We start from the raw sequence: 25,012 nt of genomic DNA, 5'->3' as shown, positions 1-25,012 counted from the left end.
CTATTTTCTGGATCATGTTGCCCCTTTCCACATCGACGAGCCTGTCATGAGCCTCTGCCTGTCCACGCTCCGCCGCCAGTTTCCTGCTCTGCATCAGGAGGTCAACGGCCACCCGCTGGTCTACCTCGATAATGCCGCCACCACCCAGAAACCCCTGGCGGTACTGGAGGCCATGAGCGCGTTCTATCGCAGCGACAACGCCAACGTGCATCGGGCCTCCCATGTGTTGAGCACGCGCGCCACGGCAGCCTTCGAGGCGGCGCGCGAAACCGTGGCGCGGTTTATCAATGCCTGGGACAGCCGCGAGGTGATCTGGACCCGAGGCACCACGGAGGCGATCAATCTGGTGGCCCAGAGCTGGGGCCAGAGCCTGCAAGCGGGCGACGAGGTCCTGGTCAGCACCCTCGAGCACCACGCCAATATCGTGCCCTGGCAGTTGGCGGCCGAGCGCAAGGGGGCCAGGGTCGTTCCCATTCCGCTCGACACCCATGGTGACATCGATCTGGACGCCTACCGCGCCCTGCTCGGCCCGCGCACCCGACTGGTGGCCGTGGGTCACGTCTCCAATGCGCTTGGCACTGTCAATCCGGTGGCAACGATCACGTCGCTGGCCAAGGCGGCCGGAGCGCTGGTGCTGATCGACGGAGCGCAGGCGGTGGCCCACCTGCCGGTGGATGTGCAGCGCCTCGGCTGTGATTTTTATGCCTTCTCCGGTCACAAGATGTATGCCCCCACCGGCATTGGCGCCCTGTGGGGCCGCCGTGAGCTGCTGGAAAAAATGCCGCCCTGGCAGGGCGGTGGCGAGATGATCGAACGGGTGAGCTTCGCCGGCACCACCTTCAATCGCCTGCCATTCAAGTTCGAGGCGGGGACCCCGCACATCGCCGGCGCCGTCAGCATGGCGGCCGCCATCGATTTTTTGCAGGGGCTGGATCGTCCCGCCCTGCTGGACCACGAGCAGGCCCTGACCACCTACCTGGCCGACCAGCTGCGCGCCACCCCTGGCGTGCGCCTGGTGGGGGCGCCGCAGCAGCGGCTTGGTGCTGTCTCCTTCCTGCTCGATGAGATCCACCCCCAAGATGCCGGCACCCTGCTCGATATGCAGGGAGTGGCGGTGCGGGTGGGCCACCACTGCGCCATGCCCCTGATGGAGAGCTTACACATCGGGGGAACCATAAGGGCATCGCTTGCCTGCTATTCAACCCATACCGATATCGACACCCTGATCGGGGCAATTCAAAAGTTAAAGGAGTTCTTCTGATGCTCGACAGCTACACCCAAATCGGGCGGGATCCCAATGCCACGACAATCCGCGCATCTTTTGCCGCCACCCAGGGGTGGGAGGAGCAGTACCGTCTGCTCATCCAGCTCGGCAAGCAGCTGCCTCCCCTTCCTGTCGAGTGGCAGACCGAAGATCATCGCCTGCATGGCTGCGAGAGTCATACCTGGCTGCTGGCCGAAGAGCGGGGAGGCCTGTGGCATTTCGCCTGTGACTCGGATGCCCGCATCGTGCGCGGCCTCATCGTCATCGTCCTGGCCGCCCTCAATCGTCAAAGCTCGGCGGCCATCCGCTCCTTTGATATGGCGGGTTATCTGGCCGATCTTGGTCTGGATAAGCACCTCTCGCCTTCGCGCAGCAATGGCCTGAATGCCATCATTCAGGCCATCCGCGAGCGGGTCGCCTAACACGAAAAAAGGCAGCCCACGGGCTGCCTTTTTTCGCTGAACCGCCCCCTGCTAGGGCGCCTCCATCCCCATAACACTGGCGTTAATCTGCCAGCGCAGCAGCTGGGGATACGCCTGCACGCGTTGTATCGTCGTCGTCTCAATCGGCTCGGCGCGCTCCTCAAGGTAGAGCGCCTGCTTCCACGGGTAACGGCTCTTGCCACCCACCAGTGGCGTGGCGCCCCGCTCATCGATCCAGATCTCCTCGTTGTAACCGAACGCTCGGCTCGGGTCGTCCCGCTCGGCCAGCAGGTTGCGCCCTCCCAAGGTGTGATAGGCCGCACCGGAGAGGCTAAAGGCATACAGGGTTGGGAAAATGTCCTTGTGCGAACCCACCCGGTTGGGCTCGAAGCGCAAGGCCACCTGCTGCCGAATCGGCTCAGGGACGTAGAGATAGAAGGGCACAGCGTGATCCAGTACCTGCTCGGTGGGGTAGTAAGCCTTGATCCGACGCATCTGGTGATCCCCGGTGGCGGCAATCACGGTTCGCTCACCCAGCGGCGAAGATTTGATGTTCGTCAGGAAGTTGCCGAAGGCATTGGCGGCATATTGATAGGTTTGCAGCAGGCTGACCTGCTCGATCTGCCCCCCTTCGGCGTGCCGTTTGACCTCATCCGTCAGCGCTACCGGCCTCGCCACATAGTGGGAGGGCACCACATAGGGCGGATGGTTGGTGATGGTCAGGAGGGCGATAAACAGCGGCTGCGTCGCCTCGGCTAGCAACTCTTCGGCCAGGCGATAAGCGTATTCGTCAGGGACACCCCAATCGGTCAGCTCGGCCGCCGACTCGGGATAACGCTCCATCAGCGAATTCTGGTCATAGACCTTATCCACCCCCTGCACCGGCAAATAGGTCACCAGATTGCGCCACATCATGTTGCCCGACGAGATAAAGAGGGTGCGATAGCCCGCCTGTTTATAAGTGGCAAACGGCGTGCCCGCTATCGGCTTGGTTTGCGCCGATGAGTGGCTGATGTTCTCCATCGGGCTGTGGAAAAACAGCGCCGCCAGCGAGGGGGCCGTGCCATTACCCTGCGAGACAAACCGCTTGAACACGAAGTCCTGCTGGAAATGCATTCTTAAATTACCCAATAAATCATTGCGTTGTGGCTCGTCGAGCGCCAGCAAGTTACTGCCAAAGCTCTCCATCAGGTTCATCACCACGTGGGGCTTGTGCTGCGCCAGCCAGGGGTTGACCGGGCTCTTCTCCTCCAGCGCGTTCAATCCCACCTGCGTCAATAGCCGGTCACCCTCGGTTTTGCTCACCTTGTGCAGGCGCATATCATAGCGATAGTCCTTGATAGCCCAGTCGATCGCCATCACCCCATTGGGCGTCAACTTGTTGAGGACGGTCAGCTCGGAGACCTGTGCATTACCACGGCGCAGCGGAAACGTACCGACACTGCCTCTGGCACCGATCGCCACCATAATCAGGGAAAGCAAAAGCACGCTGTAAAATATCCCCCTTGGCCAAGGGGTAATACGGCGCCGGTGGCTGCGATAGCAATACCAGACAGGGGGTAATGAGAGGAGACCGGCAGCCATCATGCTTTTAAGTAAAGGATAATCCTGCCATATATTGGAAAGTACCGCCTTGGTATCATCATCAAATAATCCAAAGGCAAACACATCAATATAATTATGGTACGTCTGGTAATAGAAATAATTACCGATAGAGACGCAGGCAACAATGAATGAAAATAAGGCAGATAATGGGATCAGCAACGCTTTAAATAGCGCCCAGCCTCGTTCCCTGATCGCAAACAACAGTGACAGCAGCAGCAGAGGGGCCACCACCATGCCGGCAATACGCATATCGTAGCGTAAACCGGTGCCCCACATACGCAGTACATCTTCCCCCTTGCCGATGAGCTGTGCCGCATCGACAAATGTATAAAACATGACCAGACGGGTCGTCATCGAGAGCAGGGTCAGCCAAAAAAATAGGAACAGCAGCGCACTCAAACACTGACGAAGTCTGATCTGATACATACACAGCACCAATAGAGAAAATAGCCTTCGATAGACCGCGGGAGGCCGCACAAGTTCATCGTTATTGGGTGAATAATCGGGAAACGGGCTATTAATTAGATCGTCATCACATCTACCGTCTCAACCTATCGTGCCGGTCTGGATTGATCAACGCTCCCCGAGACGTTTATTCACATCCTGAGACATGGCGCAGCCTTTCTTGTGGCCCACATAGCAGCAGGGCAGCCCATGGGCTGCCCTGCTCGCTTGCATCGCACACTTATTCGCCACTCGGCGCTGCTCTTTCGCTGCGGGCCCCACGCTCGGCGATCTTCTTGAGCACCCTTGAGGTGGCCACCAGACCGAAGGTGGCCGTCACCGGAGTCACGGCACCAAAGCCCGAGGCACAGTCCATCTTCATGGTGCCATCGCTGCTCGCCTTGGCCTGGCAGGTGCCGCCATGACCATCCGGGTAGGTGAGCTGCTCGGTGGAGAAGACACACTCCACCCCGAACTTGCGGGCCGGGTTCTTGCTGAAGTGGTGCAGCCGGCGCAGATCGCTGCGCACCTTGGCGGCCAATGGGTCCTGAATGGTCTTGGCCAGATCCGCCACCTGCACCTGGGTCGGGTCCATCTGTCCACCGGCTCCGCCGGCGACAATGACCGGGATCTTGCGCCGCTTGCAAAAGGCGATGAGGGCCACCTTGGCCTTGACCGAGTCAATGGCATCGATGACGTAGTCAAACCCCTCGTGAATGTGCTCGGCGAGGTTATCAGCGGTGACAAAGTCATCCACCTCGGTCACTTCACACTCCGGGTTGATGAGGCGAATGCGCTCGGCCATCACCTCGGTCTTGAGGCGCCCGACCGTCCCCCGCATGGCATGGATCTGACGATTGCTATTGGTGATGCAGACGTCATCCATGTCGATCAGGGTGATACGACCGATGCCAGAGCGGGCCAGCGCTTCGGCCGCCCAGGAGCCAACCCCGCCAATGCCGACCACGCAGACGTGGGCGCGGTGAAAGGAGGTCAGGGCCGCCAAGCCATAGAGACGGGCAATCCCGCCGAAACGTTGCTGATACTCAGGAGTCATCTTGGTCACCTTGTTGCAAGGGGGCGCATTATATCCCCCCGTGGCGCGCAAGAAAAAGGCGGAGTCGAACTCCGCCTTCCCATCACTGCCGCGGCAGCCGGAATAGCTCCTTCTGATAAGCCATTCCGCTCCACAGCGACCAGCCCAGCGTCCGCTCCTTGAACGCCGCGCTCTGCTCGGCCGGCACCAGATCCTCCTTGGCCCTGTCATAGACGAACCCCTGCGGCGTGTGCTCGGGTTGCAGCACCACCACCTGATTGCCCTCCATCAGGGCGAAGTTCTTGTCGTACTGCATCAGCGCCCGCCCCGGCCAATCCGCTGGGGTACGGGTCAGATCGCGCCCCAGCATGGGATAGTCCGCATTGACCCCCATCAGGGAGAGCAGGGTCGGCGCCATGTCGATTTGGCTCACGATCCGTTGATCCTTGCGCGCGGCAATCCCGCCACCGACGATGACCCCCGGGATCCGGAAGTGCTCGATAGGCACCAGTTCGGCCCCACTGACCCGGCTGTCATGGTCGGCGATGACCAGAAAGAGGGTGTCTTTCCAATAATCCGAGGCCTTGGCCGCCTTGAAGAACTCGCCCACCGCATAGTCGGCATACTTGGCCGCGTTGTTACGGGTCGCCTTGGGCTGTTCATAGAGCTGGATGCGCCCGTCCGGAAACTCGAACGGATCGTGGTTGCTCGAACTGAACACCAGGCTGAAGAAGGGCTTACCGGCTTGGTGCAGGCGGGAAAACTCCTGGTTGGCCCTGCGCATCAGATCCTCATCGCTGGCGCCCCACGAACCGACAAAGGCCGCATTCTTGAAGTCCTTCTGCTCGACAATGCGGCTAAAACCATTGCCAAGGAAGAAGCTGCGCATGTTGTCGAAGTGGCTCTCACCACCGTAGAGGAAGCTGGTGTCATAGCCCCGATCGCGCAGCAGCTCGGCCAGGGTGAAGAAACCGGTCTGGCTCTTGTCGAGCTTGACCACGGCCTGGGCCGGGGTCGGAGTAAAACCGGCCACCACCGCCTCGATGCCGCGCACGGAACGCGTTCCGGTGGCATAGAGCCGGTCAAACGCCCACCCCTCACGACTGAGGGCATCGATGTTGGGAGTCAGCGGCAGGCCACCGAGAGACCCCACGTAGCGGGCCCCCAGGCTCTCCTGCAAAATGATCACCAGATTCTTCGGCTTACCCTGATAGCTGGCCTGGTTGCGGCTGAGCGAAGGGATGTCGGCAGAGACAAAGGCGGAGGCCGGCCGGCCACTGGCTTCACGCATCAGCGCCACAATCCGATCGGCCGGCAGCTTGCCGTAGTACTGACTGGGATCTTCCTCATTCTTGAGCTGCTTGAGCGCAAAAATGACGGAGTAGGCCGAGTTGAGCGGCAGGGTGTTGACGAGAGGATCGGTGGAGAAGGCCACCATGGCCGGGTTAAGCGCCCGGTGCCCCAAGGTGGAACGCCCCCCCAAAATAGCCAGCGCGATAACCAGCAGCCCCAGCAGCGGTCGCCAGCCCCAGCGCGGCATGGCGAGATCACGGGTGACCCGCCCGGAGAGCCACCACCCACCACCGAGCAGCAGGCCAGAGGCCAGCAGGGAGCCGATCAGCTCGAGCGGGCGTCCGCTCCAGAGCATGCTGAGCACCTCTTTCGGGTAGATGAGATACTCGATGAACAGCCGATTCGGTCTGAGCCCGTATTCATTGATGAAGGTGGGCGTGGAGAGCTCCATAAACAGCAGCAGCCACAGCCCGAGGGTCAGCCACAGCCGCAGCAGCACCCGCCACAGGCGGCCAACGACATGCTCCCCGCCCAACAACATGGTCAGCAGGGTCGGGATCCCCCACAACCAGCACAAGGTGGCCACATCGACGCGAATCCCCTGTAGCAGCACGGGGGGCCAGCCGGATACGTCGGCCACCCGTTCCTACAACCACAGTGCCAGACCAGCGCGGCTCAGAGAGAGGGTGCAAAGCGCGATCAGCGCAAAACAGCAGACGGGCCAAAAGGGCCCGAGCCAGTTTCGAAGACGGAGCATACGGTGTCCTGATAATCCTGAGTCATCTCCTTCATCCAAGAGAGAGATGTCGATTGTAATTGTGTAGTTTTAAGACCCCAGCCTATGGCTTTGGTTTCATCGGTGTAAGTAATTTATTGTTTTTTTATCATCCCTTTCCCAATGACTCCATAGCCAAGCTTAAACTGGCAAAAAAGGATTCACTCAGACCTCTCTTTGTGCGTTAAACGCCACAAAAAAAGCCCCTTAAAGGAGCTTATCTTCGGTTCATGGGCGGCAACTCGTCACTGCTTATCCTCGTCCCGCCGCTCTTCCATCAACTGCTTTATCTCAGTGAAAAAGACCGGCCGCTGGAAATAGAACCCCTGAATAGAGGTGATGCCGCAGCTGTGCACAAACTCCTTCTGCTGCTCCGTCTCGACCCCTTCTGCCACAATCTTACACTGGCCCAATGAACTGATCTGAGACAGCAACTGATACAAATGACGCCCTTTTTTGGTCTCAGTTTCCAACAAGAGAGAACGGTCAAATTTCACCTTGTCGAATGGATACTGTAAAAGGTGGGGGAAAGAGGCATAACCAGATCCAAAGTCATCCATTGCCACCGTAATACCAAGCTGGTGTACCGCATCAATATTTTTATGTACCTGATACTCATGTTCCAGTATGGCTTCTTCCGTGATTTCAATCTCAATGTTTTTGGGGTTAACACCCCACCCCTTGATTTTATCTTGCAGCATATCGAGAAAGGTAGGGCTGCTAAATGTTTCCGTAGAGATATTGATGGACACCCGATCTTTGTCATGAAGTGACAGTTTTGACATGTCTTCCAATACACAATCGAGCACGATGGAATCTAGCTGCTCAATAGCCCCTACCTTCAAGAAAGCATTGATGAATGTGGGTGGATGTAGCTTACCTTCAACATCCCGATAGCGAACCAGGGCCTCAGCACAGAAATGATTATTTTCCATATCAAACTGAGGTTGATACATCATGGTGAACTCACCCTCATTCATCATCTTGTGAATGAGATTGCGAGCCTCAACTCTGCACATGCTTTCTTGTGCCTCATTCTGAATCTCCTCCAGCATCTCCACAAACGTCACTTTCTCCATGATGGGCTGGATAACCTGCTTACCATCCGAGGCGGTCATGACACCTATGTATTTCATATAGAATGGGGCATACACCACCATTCCCATGATAATCAGCAACACCTGAAGAATGACGGCAGAGATACTTCCCTCTGAAGCGACATAGGCATTTAATAATGGAGGCATAATCCAATCAGTGATATGGGTCGCGGCAGGAACCATACCAATCTCTATCACCTCATAGGCAATGGTGATCGATAGTAGCGGAACCAATATAAATGGAATGATCATGATGGGGTTAAAGATGACCGGCAACCCAAACAAGATGAGCTCATTGATATTGAAGAATGCCAATGGCAATGCCATTAAAGCAAATGCCATATGCTTTTTATCTTTAGCCAGCAGCAAGATTACAAATAATAAACTGAGCGTATTTCCTGACCCACCGATACCAGCATAAATGTAGTAAAACATGCTGTTGATGATGGAAATGTTTGCATAACCACCTTTCCATGCAGCTATATTCTCAAGTGTATTTGAATCAAGATTATCCTTAAGAAAAGACATCAGTTGATGTGCATTGATACCTATGGACCACATCGCGCCGCGACTGAATTCATAGATCAAGCTACCACCAAAACTCATCGGGTTAACCAACTCGGATAGCGACCAGCTCGTTAAATATTCACCGGTTGAGTGGAATGCTAAAGAAACCAGCAGAGATAAGATAATGAAGCAGAAAAAGTTAAGTGTATTCCACAGAAGATTCGTTGCAAAATCTAAGCGCAATGGGTGTAATTCCCTTAACGGGAAAAGAACACAGTAATAAACTGTAACACCACCAGAAAAAATAGCCATCAGAGCATCATCTGGTAAAAATATACCTTTTTTTACATCGACGCTGGCCATTGAGATGAGATAGTACATCACCAAGGTATAGATAACTGTACCCAGGCTTACAATCCCTTTTTTATAAGAAAAGTGGTATGCCGTTGCAATACACAATGCTATTGGATAAAAGCTATGAAATACATCCAATAATTGCTTAAAGAAATTGGATATGTAGCCATACTCTCCCACACCCAACAACCGGATAAAAAGCAATAACATTGCCTGACACACAGCCAAAGGCAGTAGCATCACAAAAATAACCGAGATATCTCTTATATATTCACGGTACCGATGGGCTGTGGTTTTACCTGTACGCATTTTATAGAACACACCAGTAATACAACATAAATAGCTCTCGACTCATTAATAATAACGACATAAAAACAGCATCATCGGAATCATTTAATCTTCCATTAAGACCATGTTCTTCCCTTTTTTCTTCGCTGAATACAACAAAGAGTCGGCCTTACTAATGACTTCATGTGAATTTTCATATCCGCCACGATGCAATCCAGCACTGAATGTGACGCTCAATCCAGGCTCTCTCCATTCTTTCTTGTCAATGAATTCTCTCCACCCATTGATTAGCGAGAAAGCACTCATCATTTCACTGTTCTTAAAAATAACCGCCAGTTCTTCACCACCATAGCGATAAATACTGGCATAATCACCTAACAGTTTTACCCCGGAAGACGCAACTGCCTTTAATACCTCATCACCAACGACATGCCCGTATGTATCATTGACTTGCTTAAAGTCGTCTATATCTACAATCGATAATACAAATGCATCCTTGCTATCGATCAAGGCACTAAGATCTTGATCAAACTGACCACGATTGAGTAATCCAGTGAGCATGTCCCGAGTGGATCGCTCTTTGACTACCTTATAATTCTCTTGTGTTTTATGAATATTTTCTTTTATTTCATTATATGAAATAGAACCACTAGAACGCCCCACGGTAATCTCAGAGAAGAGATCGAGCATTAGCGTGTTATATGATGTTCTCAGCAAATACCAAACAATATTAATCAGAACCAGGCTGACAAAGAATAGAACCAGTGCAGGCTGAATAAAGCCCCACAGAACATTATATATATCCTGTTTTTTTACCTGATAAAGAACAAACCAGTCCGGGTGAGTAAATGACACATAGAAATAAAAATAATTATTATCTAGTTCACTAGAGACAATCCCATTAAGATTAGTCATCCCCCTCACTAAATCATATTCAACAGAACCATTGCGAATATCATTCGGATCACCGCTAAGGATTATTTTACCCGTTCTTTCAATAACAAAGGCCTTGCCAGGAATACCATGAGAAAGAGAGCGTAGCGGCATGCTAAGTGCAATTAAGTTCAAATCTGCACCCACAACACCGATAAAATCACCACGGTAATCAAACATGGGTCTAGATATAGTAATGACCGCCGATTCATCCCTAATGTCTTTATATAACGGGGTGAAAAAATTAGTGTCGCGAGCCGCACTGTCATTGCTGAACCAGGGTCTATCCTTAGCATTATCCGTTATTTTAGCAGCCAGATCAGGGATGGTGACAGAACGCCCATTCCTATCTGACAGCAACACAGATTTAACACCATAGGTGGAGTTCAGCATGGATGACAACAACCGCCTGACATCTTCGTCACGGCGATGCTCAACCAATCGCTCTATCGAGTCTCTTGACGCAACACCATGCACGGCACTGACCAGCGTTTCTATTGGCTTGATGGATTGCTCCGTGATTAACACGCCAAGATTACTGATAAAAGAAAGCATACTTTTTTCGATCTCTTCCTTCTTGGAAAGATACAAAAAAAGCACACAAGCAGAAAACAATATTAACAAACCACAAATAAGGGCAATGAAATATCTATCTAAGTTTCTTTCAAAACTAATTTTTTTCATTAACTACTCATTATTCTTAGCAAAGAAAGATATGACACTGATTCTTAGTGTAAAAAACAGGCTATATCGCAACGATGATTCCGCCGCCAAGCGCAGATTCAGGGAAAAATAGCCATATAACTTTAAATTATAACACTAATGACTAAAATGTCAACATAATGCGTCACATAAGACTACCGCCATTGCATTTTATTTATATATGACAAAGAGCCCTTTACCACTAATCGAGTAATTGCTCATCACGTCGTCAATGGAAAAATAAATAAACAACTCAGCCAAAATATTTCATTAATGACTTACACTTCTTATCCAGAGGATATTAATATATATCCTCTATAACTATTATTTTCTCAAAGATTCGCAGGAGATCATCTCATCATGACCGCTCTCTTTCTTGCCGGCGTTGCACTGGTTTCGGTGCTGGCCCAGTGGCTAGCCTGGGCGCTACGAGTGCCCGCAATCTTGTTTCTGCTATTGACCGGTCTCGTGCTCGGCCCTATTGGCGGCATCCTCGACCCCGATGCCCTGCTCGGGGATCTGCTGTTTCCCTTGGTCTCACTCTCGGTGGCGGTGATTTTGTTCGAAGGAGCCCTCACCCTGCATCTGGCCGAGCTCAAGGGCATTGGCAAAGTGGTGCGCAACCTCTGCTCCACCGGCATGCTGGCCAGCTTCGCAGTGATCGCCTCCGCCGGTTACTTCCTGCTCGGCCTCGATGGCAGGGTCGCGCTCATCCTGGGCGCCGTGCTGGTCGTGACGGGACCGACCGTGATTGCCCCCATGCTCAACGTGATCCGCCCGGTCAAAGAGGTCGACAAAATCCTGCGTTGGGAGGGGATCGTCATCGACCCCATCGGCGCCCTGTTTGCCGTATTGATCTTTGAAGCCATCATGCTGGGTAGCAAGGGGGGATTGCTTGGCCACACCCTGCTCGCCCTGCTCAATACCGTCGTAGTCGGTGGCGCCATCGGGGTGGCCGCTGGCTGGCTTACCACCCAACTCATCCGCAGGGACTGGCTGCCCATCAGCCTGCACAAGTTCGGGGTGCTGGCCATGGTGCTGGCCTCGTTTGCCCTCTCCAACTGGCTCGGGCACGAATCCGGCCTGCTGGCGGTCACTGTGTTTGGCATCTGGCTGGGCAATCAGGAGGGACTGGATCTCGAGGAGGTGCTCACCTTCAAAGAGGATCTGGCGGTCATCCTCATCTCGTCGCTCTTCATCCTGCTGGCTGCCCGTCTCGAGCTGAGTCAGCTGTGGGCCATGGGGCCCATGGTGCTGGTTCTGCTGCTTATCGTGCAGTTCGTCGCCCGTCCCCTCTGCATCATGGTTTCCACCTGGGGCTCTGACCTTCCCTGGCGTTCCCGCGCCCTGCTGTCATGGATCGCCCCGCGTGGCATCGTCGCGGCCGCCGTCAGCTCCACCTTCGCCCTGAGCCTAACCGAGGCCGGCATCCCCGACGCCGACAAACTGGTGCCGCTGGTGTTCGCGGTCATCATTGCCACCGTGGTACTACAGAGCCTGACGGCCGCGCCGCTGGCCGAGCTGCTCGATCAGCGCCAGAAGGCGCCAGATACCTGGCTCATCATCGGGGCCAACTCGGTTGCCCGCGCCATCGGCAAGGCGCTGGCCGAGCAGGGGGTGAGCGTGCACCTGACCGACCCGGCCTGGGAGCACTGCAAGCTGGCATGGATGAGCAACCTACCCTGCTATTTCGGTACCCCCCAGTCGGAGCATGCCGAGCTGCATCTGCCGCTCACCAGCCTCAGCACTGTGCTTGCCCTCTCCCCGGATCGCCACAACAACGCACTCGGAGTCCTGCATTTTGCCCACCTGCTGGGGGAAGAGAAGGTCTACTCGCTGCGTTCTAGCGAGCAGCACGGCAAGGCCAACAAGGAGAGCGCCACCTTCCGCGCTCGCCAGAACCTGTTTGGTGCCGATATCACCTTCGCCCGCCTCGGCGGTATGCTGGCGCGCGGTGGCCAGATCCGTGCCACCCGCCTCTCCGAGACCTTCGACTGGGCCTCCTACCAGGAAGCGAACCCGGGCGCCCAGCCACTGTTTGTGATGCAGCCGGGCAAGACCCCGCGCATCGTCACCGCCACCGAAGTTCCGGCTCCCCAACCCGGCGAGGTGGTCATCGCGCTACAACCGGCCCGCAGCGAGGAGTAATGCAAGAAAATCCGCTGCTGGCACCACTGCTCGAGCGGCTGGGACATCCCGGCCGCCTGTGGAAACTCAACGAGCTCTACGCCGATCTCAGTGCGGCCAACGCCCTCCCCCGGCTGGCCGATGACCCGGCCATACAGCTCTATCGCTGCAACTTCCTCATCATGAATGCGCTCTACCAACTGCAAGAGGAGTGGCGCGGTTCAGGGTGGTGGCTACAGCTCGACAGCATGGCCATCGGGCTGCAACCGGCCGGCGCCGCGCTGCGGCCCGCTACCGATGCACCGCTGCGTGACTACTACCTGGATTGGGACACCTTCTGGAGCACAGACGCCTCTGAGATCGCCCGCCTGCTGGAGACATTCTGGCTGAGCTATGCGGGCCAGCGCAGCGATGAGGAGCGGCGGGAAGCACTGGCCGAGCTGGGGCTCGCCGCCGACGTGGATGAGCGGACATTGCGCCGCCGCTGGCGTGAGCTGGCACTGCGCCATCATCCGGATCGGGGCGGCGATGCGGCCACCTTCATCCGGTTGCGGCTGGCTTGGGAACGCGCCGCCGGCGGGCGCCCTACACTCAAGGAGTGAGGCACACCGCATCATCAGGAGGCCACTATGACCCGCAGCGAACTGCAGGCCCTCTATCGCAAAGGACGGCTGCATGCGGCAGAAATCCTGCACGATCCCGTGCTACCCGGTTGGATCGTCGAGTTTCGTGACGAAGATGGGGTCGCGTTCGAGCTGACCGATACCCTGGGCTGTCCGCTCAGCTTCTCGTCGGTCAATGACGCTCGCGAGCTCATTCACACGATCGCCGACTGTCCCATTCAGGAAGATCACCTCTACCGCTTCTTCGAGCGCTGAGAACGAACAAGGCTCCCACGGGAGCCTTGCTGCTATTCGGGCTGCTCGCCCGGCGCTTTCCCCTCCAGCTTGCGCACCGGTTTTTGCAAGATCAGGTTGGCCGGATAGGTCACGCTGTCGCCGTTGTCATCGCGGATCCGCACATAGAAGAGACCGATCTCGCTGATGACCCCGGTGACCGAGTCATCCTTGTCGATGATGCGGATACGATCGCCGATGCGGTAGGGGAAGGCGAAGAAGATGGTGATGCTGGCAGTGATGTTGGAGAGGATCGACCACTGGGCCACCATGGCCACCCCCAGCACGGCGAAGAAGGAGGAGGCCAACACCACCAGCCGGGCGAAGTCGAGCCCCCACACCCCGGCTAGCACCATCAGGGTGGCGCAGCCAAGCAGGAAGTGGAACACGTGCTCCACATAGAGCACTCGGGTCTCACTCACCTGACGGACGTGACCGATGGCCATCAGACTGCGGTGGATCAGGCTGCGCAGCAGCAGATGAGCGGCAATGATGGCCAGGGTCAGGCCAAAGGCGTACCAGAAAGTCATGTCGTTTCTACCACCAGCGTCGCAGTTTGAGCCAGACGCCCAGCACCAGCGCTAGGGTCAGCAACAAACCGGTAAAGATCCAGAAGGCCAGCGGGCTCTCGGCACCAGGAATGCCGCCGAGGTTGATGCCAAACAGACCGGTGAGGAAGGTGGCGGGCAGAAACAGCAGCGCCATCACCGACATCTGATAAGCTCGCCGGTTGGTGGCCTCGGCCATCAGGTTATTCATCTCATCGGCCAGCACGGCGCTACGGGCAATGCCGGCATCGAGATCATCGAGCCAGCGTCGCAACCGGTCGGCGATATCGAGCAGGCGCCGGCGATCATCCTCCTCCAGCCAGCTGATCTTCTCATTCCCGAGGCGGGCCACCAGATCCCGCTGCGGAGAGAGGTAGCGGCGGATCATGATGAGTTGCTTGCGAATGCGGGCCAGCCGGCCATTGCCCGGCATCTGGCGGGTCAACACCAACTCTTCGAGTTCGAGGATTTCATCGTGCAGCCCTTCGACAAACTCGCCGGCCCGATCGGTGAGAGCATCGCAGATCTCCACCAGCCAGTTGGCCGGATTGGCCGGCCCGACGCCCTGGCAGAGCTGGCCGAACACATCCTGCTCCGAGAGCAGCGGGCGACGCCGACTGCTGATGATGAGATCCGGCGTGATATAGATACGCAGCGCCACCATCTCCTCCGGCCTGTGCCCCTGGTTATGGTTCACCCCGCGCAGGATCAGCAGTACGGTCTCGCCCAGTTTGACCAGCTTGGGGCGGCTACTCTGGCCAAGCAGCGCCTCACGGGCTGCCTCCCCCAGCAGGGGCGTCTGCAACAACCAGCGGGCCACCGCAGGATCGCCATAGTCGAGATGCACCCAGCTCGGAGCCTCCGTCGGCAACTCACGCCCTTCCGGTAGCGGCTGCATGCCCCCCTGACCATCAAATTGCAGGCTGTAAATCGTGTCAGCCGGTACGCGATCCATGACTCCTCCTTCATCGGCAAGCCCCCAGCTTACACCAAAGCGGCGCCAGCCTCAGCCGCCACCATGCTATCATGTGCCCCCCTTGTCATCAGGAGACCACCATGACCATCTGGGTCGATGCCGACGCCTGCCCCGTGCCCATCAAGGAGATCCTCTACCGTGCCGCCCACCGCACCGAAATCATGGCCATCTTCGTGGCCAACTCGGCATTGCGGTTGCCTCCCTCCCCCTGGCTGGTCAGCCGCCAGGTGCCCAAGGGGTTTGACGTGGCCGATCATCTCATCGCCACCTCGGTCACGCCGGGGGATCTGGTGATCACCGCCGATATTCCACTGGCCGATCTGGTGATTGAAGCCGGTGGCGAGGCGCTCAACCCGCGCGGCGAAATCTATACCCGTGAGACCATTAAGGCCCGCCTCGGCATGCGCAACTTCATGGAGGAGCTACGCTCGGCCGGCATGCAGACCGGGGGGCCTGCGCCTTTCAACCAGGCTGACCGGCAGCGCTTCGCCAATGCCCTCGACCGCTGGTTGCAACGGGGCCGCCTCGCCTAGTGGGCTTAATGCCCGCTTAAGACTCCCCCGCCACACTGCTCCTCGACACAGGCCATATCGAGGAGCCACATAGATGCAACGGATGCCCCTGCTGCCCGTCTGTCCCCGCAGGAGGGCAGGATGACCCCACCCCGTACATGGCGCGTCTGGGATCTGCTGATCCGCCTGTTGCACTGGAGCACGGTGTTGCTCTGCGCACTCAACTGGTTTGTGCTGGAAGAGGGGAGCCGGCCACACCGGCTGGTCGGGTATACGGTGGGGGGATTGCTGCTGCTCCGTCTGCTGTGGGGATTTGCCGGCAGCCACTACGCCCGCTTCGGCCAGTGGTTCCCTTCCCCGGCCCGACTGCGTCACTTCTTTCGCCGGCTGCACGATGGCCATCACCCCTACTACCTCGGCCACAACCCGGTGGGCGCATTGATGATCCTGGCGCTGATGACCCTGCTGGGCAGCACGGTGCTGACCGGCTGGATGACCGGTTGGGATGGCGTTGCAGACGAGGATTGGCTGGAGGCGCTGCACGGTACGCTGGCCAACAGCCTGCTGGCGCTGGCCGGTCTGCATGCCGCCGCCGTGCTGCTCATCGACCGTCTCACCCGAAGCGATCTGCTGCGCGCCATGGTGACCGGCAGCAAGCGGGTCGCGCCTGATACCCAGGTGGAAGATCCTCGCTAATGCGGATGTAAAAACGGGAGCCGATGGCTCCCGTTTTCTACTCAACGCTGTGCTACTCGATATCGAGCGGCTCCGGCGAGAGGATGACGCCCGTGGTATCGGCATAGAGGTGATCGTCCGGCAGGAAGGTCACGCCACCGAAGTTGACCGGCAGATCGGTCTCTCCCACCGTCTTATCATCAGCACCGACCGGGATCGCGGCCAGCGCCTGAATGCCGATGTCCAACTCTTCGAGCTGATCGACCTCACGCACACAGCCGTAGCAGACAATCCCCTCCCAGCCATTCTCGGCTGCGGTGCCGGCGATGTCGCTATCGATGAGGGCTCGCCGCAGGGAGCCACCACCGTCGATAAGCAGAACACGGCCGACGCCACTCTCCTGCACCAGCTCACGGATCAGGCCGTTAGATTCGAAGCATTTGACCGTTGTGATGACGCCGCCAAAGGAGTTACGGCCGCCAAAGGAGGAGAGCATGGGTTCGAGCACATCCACCATGTCGTGATAGATGTCGCACAGTTCGGAGGTGTTGTATTCCATAGTGATGGGTCCACGGCTGGAAACAGGTGAACCCAGTATAAGGAGCATGCCCGCCAATTCAAAGGCAATTGCCGCTTTGACCTCTTTCTGATCACGTTTTGCACTTAAATCTGACGGCGTCATGCGCCAATAGTCGGCACCCGCCAGGTGGATCACGGCGCAATACCACACAACGGGCGCTGTGCTGCCCCCCTCTGCCATACCGCGCCGCCACCAGGCGGTGACACGCGATCGGCGCTAGCCGGTCAGTCGCTCCAGCTCGCCGATGAGCCAGAGCGCCTCATCGCGATGGCTGCCACACACATCGGGCAACGGCTGAAAGCCGCCGCACACGGCAGGGCGCTCGGGAAGGCCAAACAGCAGGCAGCCGAACTGATCGTCGAGCTGCACACAAGGGATGCCGGCGGGCTTGCCATCCGGCATGCCCGGGATGGGCGAGGAGATACTGGGGGCGATGCAGCAGGCCGCACAGCCGGGGCGACATTCCATGGTCGGCTCCACATATAGAAAGACGGCCCATCACAGGATGGGCCGTCTCTGTTTCAAAGGGTCGGCAACAGCTTACAGTATGATGTCGCGAACCACTTCATCCTTGCGATCCAGGTAGTGGGTCGACTTGATGCGGCGGATGGTGCGGGACTTGCCACGGATCAGCAACGTCTCGGTGGTGGCCAGCACCCCGTTGCTGGTGATGCCGTCGAGCAGATCGCCCTTGGTGATCCCGGTGGCAGAGAAGATGACGTTGTCATCGCGCACCAGATCGTTGAGTTGCAACACCTGACCCACCTTGAGGCCAAGCGCCTCGCAACGGGCGATCTCCTGCTCACCCAGCGCCCGAACCTCGGGGCTGTCTCCCTTGACCAGGTGGCGCGGGATCAGGCGGGCCTGCATGTCACCATTGAGGGCACGGATCACCGCCGCCGAAATCACCCCTTCCGGAGCGCCGCCGATGCCGTAGAGCATGTCCACTTCGTTGTCCGGCATACAGGTCAGCACCGAGGCGGCCACGTCACCGTCAGGAATGGCAAACACCCGAACACCGAGTCCTTGCATCTCCTTGATCGCCTTGTCGTGGCGCGGCTTGGCCAGGGTGATCACGGTCAGACGCGAAAGCGGCTTGCCGAGCGCCTTGGCCACGGCCTTGAGGTTCAACTCGAGCGCCTGGTTGAGGTCGATGGCGCCCTTGGCCTGCGGGCCGACGATCAACTTCTCCATATACATGTCGGGCGCCTTGAGGAAGGAGCCCTTGTCACCCACGGCGAGTACGGCCAAGGCATTGGCCTGACCCATCGCCGTCATGCGGGTACCTTCGATCGGATCGACAGCGATATCCACCGCATCCCCTTCGCCAGTGCCCACCTTCTCGCCGATATACAGCATCGGCGCCTCGTCGATTTCACCCTCGCCGATGACCACTTCGCCATCGATACGGATCTGGTTGAGGATGTGGCGCATGGCGGCGACGGCCGCGCCATCGGCGATGTTCTTGTCGCCCCGTCCGAGCCACTTGTAGCCAGCCAGTGCGGCGGCCTCGGTCACTCGGGAAAATTCGATTGCCAGTTCACGTCTCATCGCATCACCAACACACTAAAACCTAAAAAAACGCGCGACATTCTACCACACAGGCAAACCTTTGCGTGCAAAACTCACGCCGAGCCGGATATAAAGCGGCCAGCTTCATGAAAAATAACAAAAAGTGACATCCATCTTTCATGTTTCAGTCACCCCTCCGTCATCCCGCCTGCCTAGCATGGCCTCGCTTGTTAACACCAATGCTTACAACCCAAGGGACGACAATGAAAAAGCTGACCGTAGTGGCACTGGCACTGACTGGCGCCTTCCAGGCCCAAGCTGCCGAAGTATTCAAGAATGACACCACAGCGCTGGATCTGTATGGCCGCATCTACGCCGGCCACTTCTTCGGCGACAAGAAGGAGCTGGACGCCGACGGCAAGATCAAGAGCGAGTACAGCGATAAGCAGGGCGCCAACCAGTTTGCCCGTATCGGCGCCAAGGCCGAGAGCCAGATCCAGAGCGGTCTGAAGGCGGTCGCCCAGTACGAGCTGCAATTTTACGTCAACGACAGTGAGAAAACCGTCAGCGACAACTCCGACAATCTGCGCACCCGCCTGGCCTTCGCCGGTCTGGGCGGCGACTGGGGCACGGTCACCTTCGGCCGCCAGAAGGGGGCCCCCGGCTTCCTGGCCGACTGGACTGACGTCTCCCTCTCCGATGGCTATGGCAACGAGGCGCTGGGCGCCAAGACCGATACCTTCGCCACCAACCGTGCCGGCTCGGTGCTGAAGTACTCCGGCCTGTTCAACGGGTTGCAGTTCGACGCCAGCTACAAGTTTGACGGCGGCGACACCGAGGACGTGGGCAACAAGAACAGTGACCCGGCCTATGGCGCGGCCATCGCCTACACCTTCCCGTTCAACCTCTCCATCGGTACCGCCTACAACGTGGGCCTGCGCCAACAAGACGGTGAAGCAGACGCCAAGCTGTGGCTCATCTCCGCCAAGTATGACGACAAGGCCGTTTATGCAGCCCTGAGCTACGCCGACGGCGCCGACTTCATCAAGGACGGGCAGGATCACACCGGCTGGGAAGCGGCACTGGGCTACAACTTTGCCAACGGCTTCGGCTTGATGGCGCTGTGGAACAAACAGAAGATCGAGCAGAGCGGCGGAGCTGACTTCGACGCCATCGACTACTACACCCTCGGCGCCCAGTACAAGTTCAACAAGAACCTGCGCATCATCGGTGAATACCGCATCAACAATCTCGACAGCAGCGACAGCGGCAAGCTCAACGTGAAGGATGACTTCCAGCTGGCCGCCCGTTACGACTTCTGATCCCCGGCTTAACTTCCATACTTCCACCCGGCCCAGCCTTGCTGTGCCGGGCTTTTTATCTGGTAAAAGAACGGGCGCCATGAAGGCGCCCGTTCCAGGTACTTAGCACAATGGCCCGCTTATCGGCGCTGGCGGGGTTTGATGTCGAGCCAGGTGCGATAGACATCGGGGATCTGCTCGGGGCCGCTGATACAGACGCCGAGATCCTGCAACAGACCATCCTTGATCCCGTAGATCCAGCCGTGTACCGCCAGCTCCTGGCCACGCCGCCAGGCGTTCTGGATGATGGTGGTGTGACAGACATTGGACACCTGCTCGGCGACGTTAAGCTCGCACAGGTAGTCAAAGCGCTCATGCTCATCCCCGACCGCGTCGATCTCTTCCTGATACTTGAAGTAGACGTCCTTGATGTTGCGCAGCCAGTTGTCGATGAGGCCCAGCTCCTGGTTCTGCATCGCCGCTTTGACGCCACCACAGCCATAGTGGCCGCAGATGATGATGTGCTTAACCTTGAGCACTTCGACCGCGTATTGCAGCACCGAGAGGCAGTTGAAATCGGTGTGCACCACCAGGTTCGCCACGTTGCGATGGACAAACACATCACCGGGCAGCAGCCCCATCAGCTGGTTGGCAGGCACCCGGCTGTCAGAGCAGCCGATCCAGAGATACTCCGGCGCCTGCTGAGCGGAAAGCTGGGTAAAGAAATTAGGGTCCTCGGCCTTGATCTGCTCGGCCCACTCCCGGTTGTTGATGAACAGTTGATTCAACAGTTTCACGAAATTTCTCCCTGTCGTTGCTGCTGCGCACCTTACCACAGTGGGCTGAGGGCGAAGCAACCCTGCATTTCACAGGTGCGACCTGTGCTGAGACCAGACACAAAAACAGGGCCATCAGGCCCTGCTTGTTCACTCCATGACGCTTAAACGTCCATGGCATCCTTGAGTTTCTTGAGTGCGTTCTTCTCGAGCTGACGCACCCGCTCGGCAGAGACGCCGTAGGTATCGGCCAGCTCCTGCAAAGTAGACTTGTTCTCTTCATCCAGCCAGCGGGCACGGATGATGTGCTGGCTGCGCTCGTCGAGAGTGGCCAGCGCCGATGCCAAACGGGTGGAGGCGTGATCGTCCCAGTTATCGCTTTCGATGTTACTGGCAAGATCGGACGACTTATCTTCGAGGTAGTGCACCGGGGCAAACCCTTCGTCGTCATCGTCAACCAGATCGAAGGCCTGATCCTGGCCGCTCATGCGCGCCTCCATCTCAACCACCTCCGCCGGGGAGACGCCGAGATCGTCGGCCACCGCACGCACCTCTTCCTGGCTGAACCAGCCGAGATGCTTCTTGCTCTTGCGCAGGTTAAAGAAGAGCTTGCGCTGAGCCTTAGTGGTCGCCACCTTGACCATGCGCCAGTTGCGCAGGACATATTCGTGGATTTCAGCCTTGATCCAGTGCACTGCGAAGGAGACCAGCCGCACGCCGACCGTGGGGTCAAAACGCTTGACCGCCTTCATCAGGCCGATGTTGCCCTCCTGGATCAGGTCGGCCTGGGGCAGGCCGTAACCGGCATAGCTCTTGGCTACATGAACGACAAAACGCAGGTGGGACATAACCAGCTGGCGGGCAGCCTCGAGATCCCCATCCTGCTGCAGCCGCTCGGCCAGAGCACGCTCCTCCTCTGCGCTGAGCACAGGGATCGAGTTCACCGCCTGGATATAACCCTCCAGGCTGCCCTGCGGAATCAAGGACATGGTGCGCTGCAATGAAGTTCCCATCGAATACCTCTATTCATATCAACCAGGGCAGTGTATCACCCGCATTCGGGCTGTCCACCGTCACCCATTCAATCTGTGGGCCTGCGTCAGCAAGTTAGCAGACACTCTGGCCACAAGGAGCAGATGATAAGGAAGTGGCGTGAACCCTGTGTGAATACACATAAAAAAAGGGGTCACAGTGAAGGACCCCTGAAAAGTAGCATGCTAAGTCCATTGTTGCGGAGCTCGCAACCTTCACATGCTTGCCAAGCCGGCACAGGTAGGGCCCTTTGCCACACCCGTATAAATCTCTAACTAAGACAATAGTTTCATCGAAAAGTTCGCGGATCCTGACGATCCTTGGATCAGCGCTGCCCCATCGCCCAGAGTATAACGACTACAGGCAGCCCGCCAGCAAAGGTCCCCCTTGTACTTGATCCAGATCGCAAAATCCAGCGAATTTTCCCGCTCATTCCGTGATCAGGAGGGCTCGATATCGCGGATATGGCGATGCACCGAAAACCAGGAGGCGATCAGCCCCAACAGGGCACCCAGCAGTATCAGATTGAGGCCGTCAACCAGCCCTAACCCGGCCAACCGGAACTGGCTCTCATAGAGGCCTGCCAGCTCGCTCACCACGCCCTCGCTCCACAACACCATCACCTCGGTCAGCCACCAGGCCAGCATGCCGCCAATGACGCCAAACCACACCCCGGTATAGAGAAAGGGGCGGTGAATGAAGGAGTCCGTCGCCCCCACCAGCTTGAGCACTTCGATCTCGGAGCGCTGGTTGAGGATATTCAGCCGCAGCGTGTTACCGACGATCAACAGCACCGCTGACAGCAGCAGCACGGCGATGCCGGTGATGGTGTGCCGCAGCAACTTGATGATCCCTTGCAGGCGCTCCAGCCACTGCAGATCCAGCTTCCCCTGCTCGACCCCGCTTTCGTTGTTGAGCTTGCCAAGCAGCTCACTGGCCCCGTTGGGCGTGCGCCAGGCTATGTCGGGAACCACGATCAACACGGGCGGCAGCGGATTGCTGTCGAGGTAATCGAGAGCGTCGCCAAAGCCCGAGTATTCACGGAATTCGGCGAGGGATTGGTCACGACTGAGGTACTCAACCCGATCCACTTCGGGGTACATCAAGATCCGCTCCTGCAACGCATCGATGCTTGCCTGTGGCAGATCCTTACGCAGGTAGAGGGTGATCTGCGAGCTATTTTGCCAGCCACTCTCCACCCGCTCGGCGTTTTTCAGCAGCACATGAAAGCAGGAGGGCAGCGCCAGGCTTACACCAAGCACGCCAAGCGTCATCATGGTGGCGAGCGGATAGCGCCACAGTTCACCCAGGCTGGCGAACGCCTGACGGACATGATCCACCCAATACATGACGAAGCGACGCAACAGAGGCTGCTTGTGACGGACGACCCCCATTATGCCTCCCTCTCCTGCGAGTACATGCGCCCGGCCTTGAGCGTCAGGGTGCGGTAGCGCATGCGGGCAATCAACCCAAGATCGTGGGTGGCGATGAGCACCGAGACACCGACCCGGTTGAACTCCTCAAACAGACGCATGATGTCCATCGAGAGCTGGGGATCGAGGTTGCCGGTCGGCTCATCGGCCAGCAGCAAAGGGGGTTTGTTGACGATGGCCCGGGCGATCCCCACCCGCTGCTGCTCCCCGCCGGAGAGCATGCGCGGCTGATAGCGCTCCTTGCCGAGCAGCCCCACCTTGTCGAGCGACGCCGACACCCGCTTGACGATGTCGCCGTGGCCGTATCCATCGATCACCAGCGGCAGGGCCACGTTGTCGAATACGGTGCGATCCATCAACAGACGGTGATCCTGAAAAATCATGCCGATCTGGCGGCGCACATAGGGGATATAACGACGGTCGAGGCGGGTCACGTCGTCGCCATGGAAGAAGATACGACCGTCGGTGGGCCGCTCCATCACGCTGATGAGCTTGAGCAGGGTACTCTTGCCCGCGCCGGAATGGCCGGTGAGAAAGGCCATCTCCCCCTTGCGCAGGTGAAAATTCACCTTCTGCAGGGCCTGGTGGCCGCCACTGTAGACCTTGCTGACCTGTTCAAAACGAATCATGTGTGGTTCCCGATAACTGCACGGGCCCCCGAGGGAGCCCGCGATCTCGATCACTCGTCGCGGCTGAACAACGCCTCGATGAAGTCATTGGCCACGAAGGGGCGCAGATCGTCGATCCCCTCGCCGACCCCGATGTAACGAATCGGGATCTGGAACTTGTCCGCCACAGCGAAGATGATGCCGCCCTTGGCAGTGCCATCGAGCTTGGTGAGGGTGATGCCGGTGATCCCCACCGCATCGTTGAACAACTTGGCCTGGCTCAGGGCGTTCTGGCCGGTGCCGGCATCGACGGTGAGCATGATCTCGTGCGGCGCCTCTTCGTCGAGCTTCTTCATCACCCGCACGACCTTCTTGAGCTCTTCCATCAGGTTGTTCTTGTTTTGCAAACGACCTGCGGTGTCGGCAATCAGCACATCCACCCCGCGTGAGCGGGCCGCCTCGATGGCATCATAGATGACAGAGGCCGAATCGGCACCGGTGTGCTGGGCAATCACCGGGATGTTGTTGCGCTGCCCCCACACCTGCAACTGCTCCACGGCAGCGGCGCGGAAGGTATCGCCAGCCGCCAGCATCACGCTCTTGCCCTCGGCCTGAAACTGCTTGGCCAGCTTGCCGATGGTGGTGGTCTTGCCCACCCCGTTCACGCCGACCATCAGGATGACATAGGGCTTCTTGCTGGTGTCGATCGCCAGCGGCTGCTCGACCTGGGTCAACATCTCGCCCATATCCTGCTTGAGCAGGCCATAGAGCGCCTCGGCATCCTTGAGCTGCTTGCGGCTGGCATGCTGGGTCAGCCCGTCAATGATGCGGGTGGTGGTCTCGACCCCGAGATCCGCACTCAGCAGCTGGGTCTCCAGCTCCTCGAACAGCTCGTCGTCAATCTTCTTGCCACGGAACAGGCCAAAGAAGCCGGAACCGATATTCTCACGGGTGCGCACCAGACTGCGCTTGAGGCGGGCGAACAGCCCCTCACGCTGGGGCTTTTCCTGGGTATCGTCATCGACCTTGGCGGCCAACGGCAAGGCTGCCAGCGCGGCGGCATCCGCCTCTGCCGCGATACGGGCCTCTTCTTCGGCAGCCAAACGAGCAGCTTCAGCCTGACGGGCCTCTTCGGCGGCCAGACGAGCGGCTTCAGCTTGACGGGCCTCTTCGGCAGCCAGACGAGCGGCCTCGGCTTGACGGGCCTCTTCTTCGGCAGCCAAACGAGCTGCTTCGGCTTGACGCGCCTGTTCGGCAGCCAAGCGAGCGGCTTCGGCCTGACGCGCCTGTTCGGCAGCCACGCGGGCGGCTTCGGC

22 protein-coding genes and 1 pseudogene are annotated in these 25,012 nt (G+C 57.9%); 8 read left to right on the top strand and 15 right to left on the bottom strand.

The features are described from left to right. The first annotated feature begins 46 nt into the window (after positions 1–46). Together BN1134_RS14160 and BN1134_RS14155 are read left to right on the top strand one after the other, a co-directional pair. On the top strand, positions 47–1,261 hold the full coding sequence (locus BN1134_RS14160; protein ID WP_042048014.1) for an aminotransferase class V-fold PLP-dependent enzyme: 1,215 nt from the start codon (positions 47–49) through the stop codon (positions 1,259–1,261). Then, positions 1,261–1,686 (top strand): SufE family protein, encoded by a 426-nt coding sequence (locus BN1134_RS14155; protein WP_042048013.1) that lies wholly within the window; start codon positions 1,261–1,263, stop codon positions 1,684–1,686. The genes BN1134_RS14160 and BN1134_RS14155 overlap by 1 nt, the downstream gene beginning before the upstream one ends. Before the next feature lie 51 nt (positions 1,687–1,737). Here the strand turns inward: BN1134_RS14155 and BN1134_RS14150 are convergent, their stop codons facing one another. The 5 genes and pseudogenes from BN1134_RS14150 to BN1134_RS14130 all read right to left on the bottom strand — a co-directional run bounded on the left by BN1134_RS14150 (position 1,738) and on the right by BN1134_RS14130 (position 10,702). Further along, on the bottom strand, positions 1,738–3,717 hold the full coding sequence (locus tag BN1134_RS14150) for an LTA synthase family protein (RefSeq protein ID WP_042048011.1): 1,980 nt from the start codon (positions 3,715–3,717) through the stop codon (positions 1,738–1,740). Positions 3,718–3,976: 259 nt separating this feature from the next. Next, on the bottom strand, positions 3,977–4,792 hold the full coding sequence (gene tcdA, locus BN1134_RS14145) for a tRNA cyclic N6-threonylcarbamoyladenosine(37) synthase TcdA (RefSeq protein ID WP_042048010.1): 816 nt from the start codon (positions 4,790–4,792) through the stop codon (positions 3,977–3,979). An 82-nt stretch (positions 4,793–4,874) separates the two neighbouring features. Continuing rightward, a pseudogene (locus BN1134_RS14140) lies at positions 4,875–6,821 on the bottom strand (LTA synthase family protein). A 263-nt stretch (positions 6,822–7,084) separates the two neighbouring features. Continuing rightward, positions 7,085–9,106: an EAL domain-containing protein gene (locus BN1134_RS14135; protein ID WP_042048072.1), complete on the bottom strand. Its 2,022-nt coding sequence runs from the start codon at positions 9,104–9,106 to the stop codon at positions 7,085–7,087. Positions 9,107–9,190: 84 nt separating this feature from the next. Beyond that, the gene (locus BN1134_RS14130; RefSeq protein ID WP_042048009.1) at positions 9,191–10,702 is read right to left on the bottom strand and encodes a sensor domain-containing diguanylate cyclase; all 1,512 of its coding nucleotides are present in this window, start codon (positions 10,700–10,702) and stop codon (positions 9,191–9,193) included. 378 nt (positions 10,703–11,080) lie between these two features. Here BN1134_RS14130 and BN1134_RS14125 point away from each other — a divergent pair, with 378 nt between their 5' ends. The 3 genes from BN1134_RS14125 to BN1134_RS14115 are packed head-to-tail and all read left to right on the top strand — an operon-like array spanning position 11,081 to position 13,725. Continuing rightward, positions 11,081–12,868 (top strand): cation:proton antiporter, encoded by a 1,788-nt coding sequence (locus tag BN1134_RS14125; protein WP_042048008.1) that lies wholly within the window; start codon positions 11,081–11,083, stop codon positions 12,866–12,868. Beyond that, a complete protein-coding gene (locus tag BN1134_RS14120; protein WP_042048006.1) occupies positions 12,868–13,449 on the top strand; it encodes a DNA-J related domain-containing protein in 582 nt (193 codons plus the stop codon). The genes BN1134_RS14125 and BN1134_RS14120 overlap by 1 nt, the downstream gene beginning before the upstream one ends. A gap of 27 nt (positions 13,450–13,476) precedes the next feature. Further along, on the top strand, positions 13,477–13,725 hold the full coding sequence (locus BN1134_RS14115; RefSeq protein ID WP_042048005.1) for a hypothetical protein: 249 nt from the start codon (positions 13,477–13,479) through the stop codon (positions 13,723–13,725). A 32-nt stretch (positions 13,726–13,757) separates the two neighbouring features. Here the strand turns inward: BN1134_RS14115 and BN1134_RS14110 are convergent, their stop codons facing one another. Both BN1134_RS14110 and zntB read right to left on the bottom strand, forming a co-directional pair. Further along, the gene (locus tag BN1134_RS14110) at positions 13,758–14,273 is read right to left on the bottom strand and encodes a mechanosensitive ion channel domain-containing protein (RefSeq protein ID WP_042048004.1); all 516 of its coding nucleotides are present in this window, start codon (positions 14,271–14,273) and stop codon (positions 13,758–13,760) included. A gap of 7 nt (positions 14,274–14,280) precedes the next feature. Further along, on the bottom strand, positions 14,281–15,246 hold the full coding sequence (gene zntB, locus BN1134_RS14105) for a zinc transporter ZntB (RefSeq protein WP_042048003.1): 966 nt from the start codon (positions 15,244–15,246) through the stop codon (positions 14,281–14,283). A gap of 101 nt (positions 15,247–15,347) precedes the next feature. On the opposite strand from zntB, the gene BN1134_RS14100 reads away from it, so the two are divergent. Then, positions 15,348–15,800: a YaiI/YqxD family protein gene (locus BN1134_RS14100; RefSeq protein WP_042048001.1), complete on the top strand. Its 453-nt coding sequence runs from the start codon at positions 15,348–15,350 to the stop codon at positions 15,798–15,800. Positions 15,801–15,920: 120 nt separating this feature from the next. Further along, a complete protein-coding gene (locus BN1134_RS14095; RefSeq protein ID WP_042048000.1) occupies positions 15,921–16,475 on the top strand; it encodes a cytochrome b/b6 domain-containing protein in 555 nt (184 codons plus the stop codon). 52 nt (positions 16,476–16,527) lie between these two features. On the opposite strand, the gene rraA is transcribed toward BN1134_RS14095, so the two are convergent. The 3 genes from rraA to glpX form a co-directional block, all read right to left on the bottom strand. After that, on the bottom strand, positions 16,528–17,013 hold the full coding sequence (rraA, locus tag BN1134_RS14090; RefSeq protein WP_042047998.1) for a ribonuclease E activity regulator RraA: 486 nt from the start codon (positions 17,011–17,013) through the stop codon (positions 16,528–16,530). 237 nt (positions 17,014–17,250) lie between these two features. Next, positions 17,251–17,502 (bottom strand): YkgJ family cysteine cluster protein, encoded by a 252-nt coding sequence (locus BN1134_RS14085; RefSeq protein WP_042047997.1) that lies wholly within the window; start codon positions 17,500–17,502, stop codon positions 17,251–17,253. A 72-nt stretch (positions 17,503–17,574) separates the two neighbouring features. Next, positions 17,575–18,585, bottom strand: a complete 1,011-nt coding sequence (gene glpX, locus BN1134_RS14080; protein ID WP_042047996.1) for a class II fructose-bisphosphatase — start codon at positions 18,583–18,585, stop codon at positions 17,575–17,577. Positions 18,586–18,809: 224 nt separating this feature from the next. Between glpX and BN1134_RS14075 the strand changes: the two genes are divergently transcribed. Continuing rightward, positions 18,810–19,868 carry a porin gene (locus BN1134_RS14075; protein ID WP_042047995.1) on the top strand — a complete coding sequence of 353 codons (1,059 nt, stop codon included), beginning with the start codon at positions 18,810–18,812 and terminating at the stop codon, positions 19,866–19,868. A 119-nt stretch (positions 19,869–19,987) separates the two neighbouring features. Here the strand turns inward: BN1134_RS14075 and can are convergent, their stop codons facing one another. The 5 genes from can to ftsY form a co-directional block, all read right to left on the bottom strand. Continuing rightward, the gene (gene can, locus BN1134_RS14070) at positions 19,988–20,644 is read right to left on the bottom strand and encodes a carbonate dehydratase (RefSeq protein ID WP_042047994.1); all 657 of its coding nucleotides are present in this window, start codon (positions 20,642–20,644) and stop codon (positions 19,988–19,990) included. A 143-nt stretch (positions 20,645–20,787) separates the two neighbouring features. Further along, complete coding sequence (gene rpoH / locus BN1134_RS14065; protein ID WP_042047993.1) at positions 20,788–21,636, bottom strand: RNA polymerase sigma factor RpoH; 849 nt, start codon at positions 21,634–21,636, stop codon at positions 20,788–20,790. A 459-nt stretch (positions 21,637–22,095) separates the two neighbouring features. Next, complete coding sequence (ftsX, locus tag BN1134_RS14060) at positions 22,096–23,049, bottom strand: permease-like cell division protein FtsX (protein WP_042047992.1); 954 nt, start codon at positions 23,047–23,049, stop codon at positions 22,096–22,098. Next, positions 23,049–23,717, bottom strand: coding sequence for a cell division ATP-binding protein FtsE (ftsE, locus tag BN1134_RS14055; RefSeq protein WP_042047991.1), 669 nt, complete (start codon positions 23,715–23,717; stop codon positions 23,049–23,051). Before ftsE ends, ftsX begins: the two co-directional genes overlap by 1 nt. A 50-nt stretch (positions 23,718–23,767) precedes the next feature. After that, on the bottom strand, positions 23,768–25,012 hold a 1,245-nt coding region (gene ftsY, locus BN1134_RS14050; protein ID WP_042047990.1), incomplete at its 5' end, for a signal recognition particle-docking protein FtsY.

It is taken from the genome of Aeromonas simiae (genome assembly GCF_000820125.1).
GTDB lineage: Bacteria > Pseudomonadota > Gammaproteobacteria > Enterobacterales > Aeromonadaceae > Aeromonas > Aeromonas simiae.
Note: the sequence above shows the minus strand (reverse complement) of the source record. Positions and strands in the feature narration are given on the sequence as shown.

What these genes read in the sequence shown, in the direction of transcription:
- ftsE (WP_042047991.1), bottom strand. Translation starts at nt 23,717, where the DNA reads ATGATTCGTTTTGAACAGGTCAGCAAGGTCTACAGTGGCGGCCACCAG.
- BN1134_RS14155 (WP_042048013.1), top strand. Translation starts at nt 1,261, where the DNA reads ATGCTCGACAGCTACACCCAAATCGGGCGGGATCCCAATGCCACGACA.
- BN1134_RS14130 (WP_042048009.1), bottom strand. Translation starts at nt 10,702, where the DNA reads ATGAAAAAAATTAGTTTTGAAAGAAACTTAGATAGATATTTCATTGCC.
- BN1134_RS14075 (WP_042047995.1), top strand. Translation starts at nt 18,810, where the DNA reads ATGAAAAAGCTGACCGTAGTGGCACTGGCACTGACTGGCGCCTTCCAG.
- tcdA (WP_042048010.1), bottom strand. Translation starts at nt 4,792, where the DNA reads ATGACTCCTGAGTATCAGCAACGTTTCGGCGGGATTGCCCGTCTCTAT.
- BN1134_RS14160 (WP_042048014.1), top strand. Translation starts at nt 47, where the DNA reads ATGAGCCTCTGCCTGTCCACGCTCCGCCGCCAGTTTCCTGCTCTGCAT.
- BN1134_RS14095 (WP_042048000.1), top strand. Translation starts at nt 15,921, where the DNA reads ATGACCCCACCCCGTACATGGCGCGTCTGGGATCTGCTGATCCGCCTG.
- zntB (WP_042048003.1), bottom strand. Translation starts at nt 15,246, where the DNA reads ATGGATCGCGTACCGGCTGACACGATTTACAGCCTGCAATTTGATGGT.
- BN1134_RS14115 (WP_042048005.1), top strand. Translation starts at nt 13,477, where the DNA reads ATGACCCGCAGCGAACTGCAGGCCCTCTATCGCAAAGGACGGCTGCAT.
- BN1134_RS14135 (WP_042048072.1), bottom strand. Translation starts at nt 9,106, where the DNA reads ATGCGTACAGGTAAAACCACAGCCCATCGGTACCGTGAATATATAAGA.
- rraA (WP_042047998.1), bottom strand. Translation starts at nt 17,013, where the DNA reads ATGGAATACAACACCTCCGAACTGTGCGACATCTATCACGACATGGTG.
- rpoH (WP_042047993.1), bottom strand. Translation starts at nt 21,636, where the DNA reads ATGGGAACTTCATTGCAGCGCACCATGTCCTTGATTCCGCAGGGCAGC.
- BN1134_RS14100 (WP_042048001.1), top strand. Translation starts at nt 15,348, where the DNA reads ATGACCATCTGGGTCGATGCCGACGCCTGCCCCGTGCCCATCAAGGAG.
- BN1134_RS14120 (WP_042048006.1), top strand. Translation starts at nt 12,868, where the DNA reads ATGCAAGAAAATCCGCTGCTGGCACCACTGCTCGAGCGGCTGGGACAT.
- BN1134_RS14110 (WP_042048004.1), bottom strand. Translation starts at nt 14,273, where the DNA reads ATGACTTTCTGGTACGCCTTTGGCCTGACCCTGGCCATCATTGCCGCT.
- ftsX (WP_042047992.1), bottom strand. Translation starts at nt 23,049, where the DNA reads ATGGGGGTCGTCCGTCACAAGCAGCCTCTGTTGCGTCGCTTCGTCATG.
- BN1134_RS14085 (WP_042047997.1), bottom strand. Translation starts at nt 17,502, where the DNA reads ATGGAATGTCGCCCCGGCTGTGCGGCCTGCTGCATCGCCCCCAGTATC.
- BN1134_RS14150 (WP_042048011.1), bottom strand. Translation starts at nt 3,717, where the DNA reads ATGTATCAGATCAGACTTCGTCAGTGTTTGAGTGCGCTGCTGTTCCTA.
- BN1134_RS14125 (WP_042048008.1), top strand. Translation starts at nt 11,081, where the DNA reads ATGACCGCTCTCTTTCTTGCCGGCGTTGCACTGGTTTCGGTGCTGGCC.
- glpX (WP_042047996.1), bottom strand. Translation starts at nt 18,585, where the DNA reads ATGAGACGTGAACTGGCAATCGAATTTTCCCGAGTGACCGAGGCCGCC.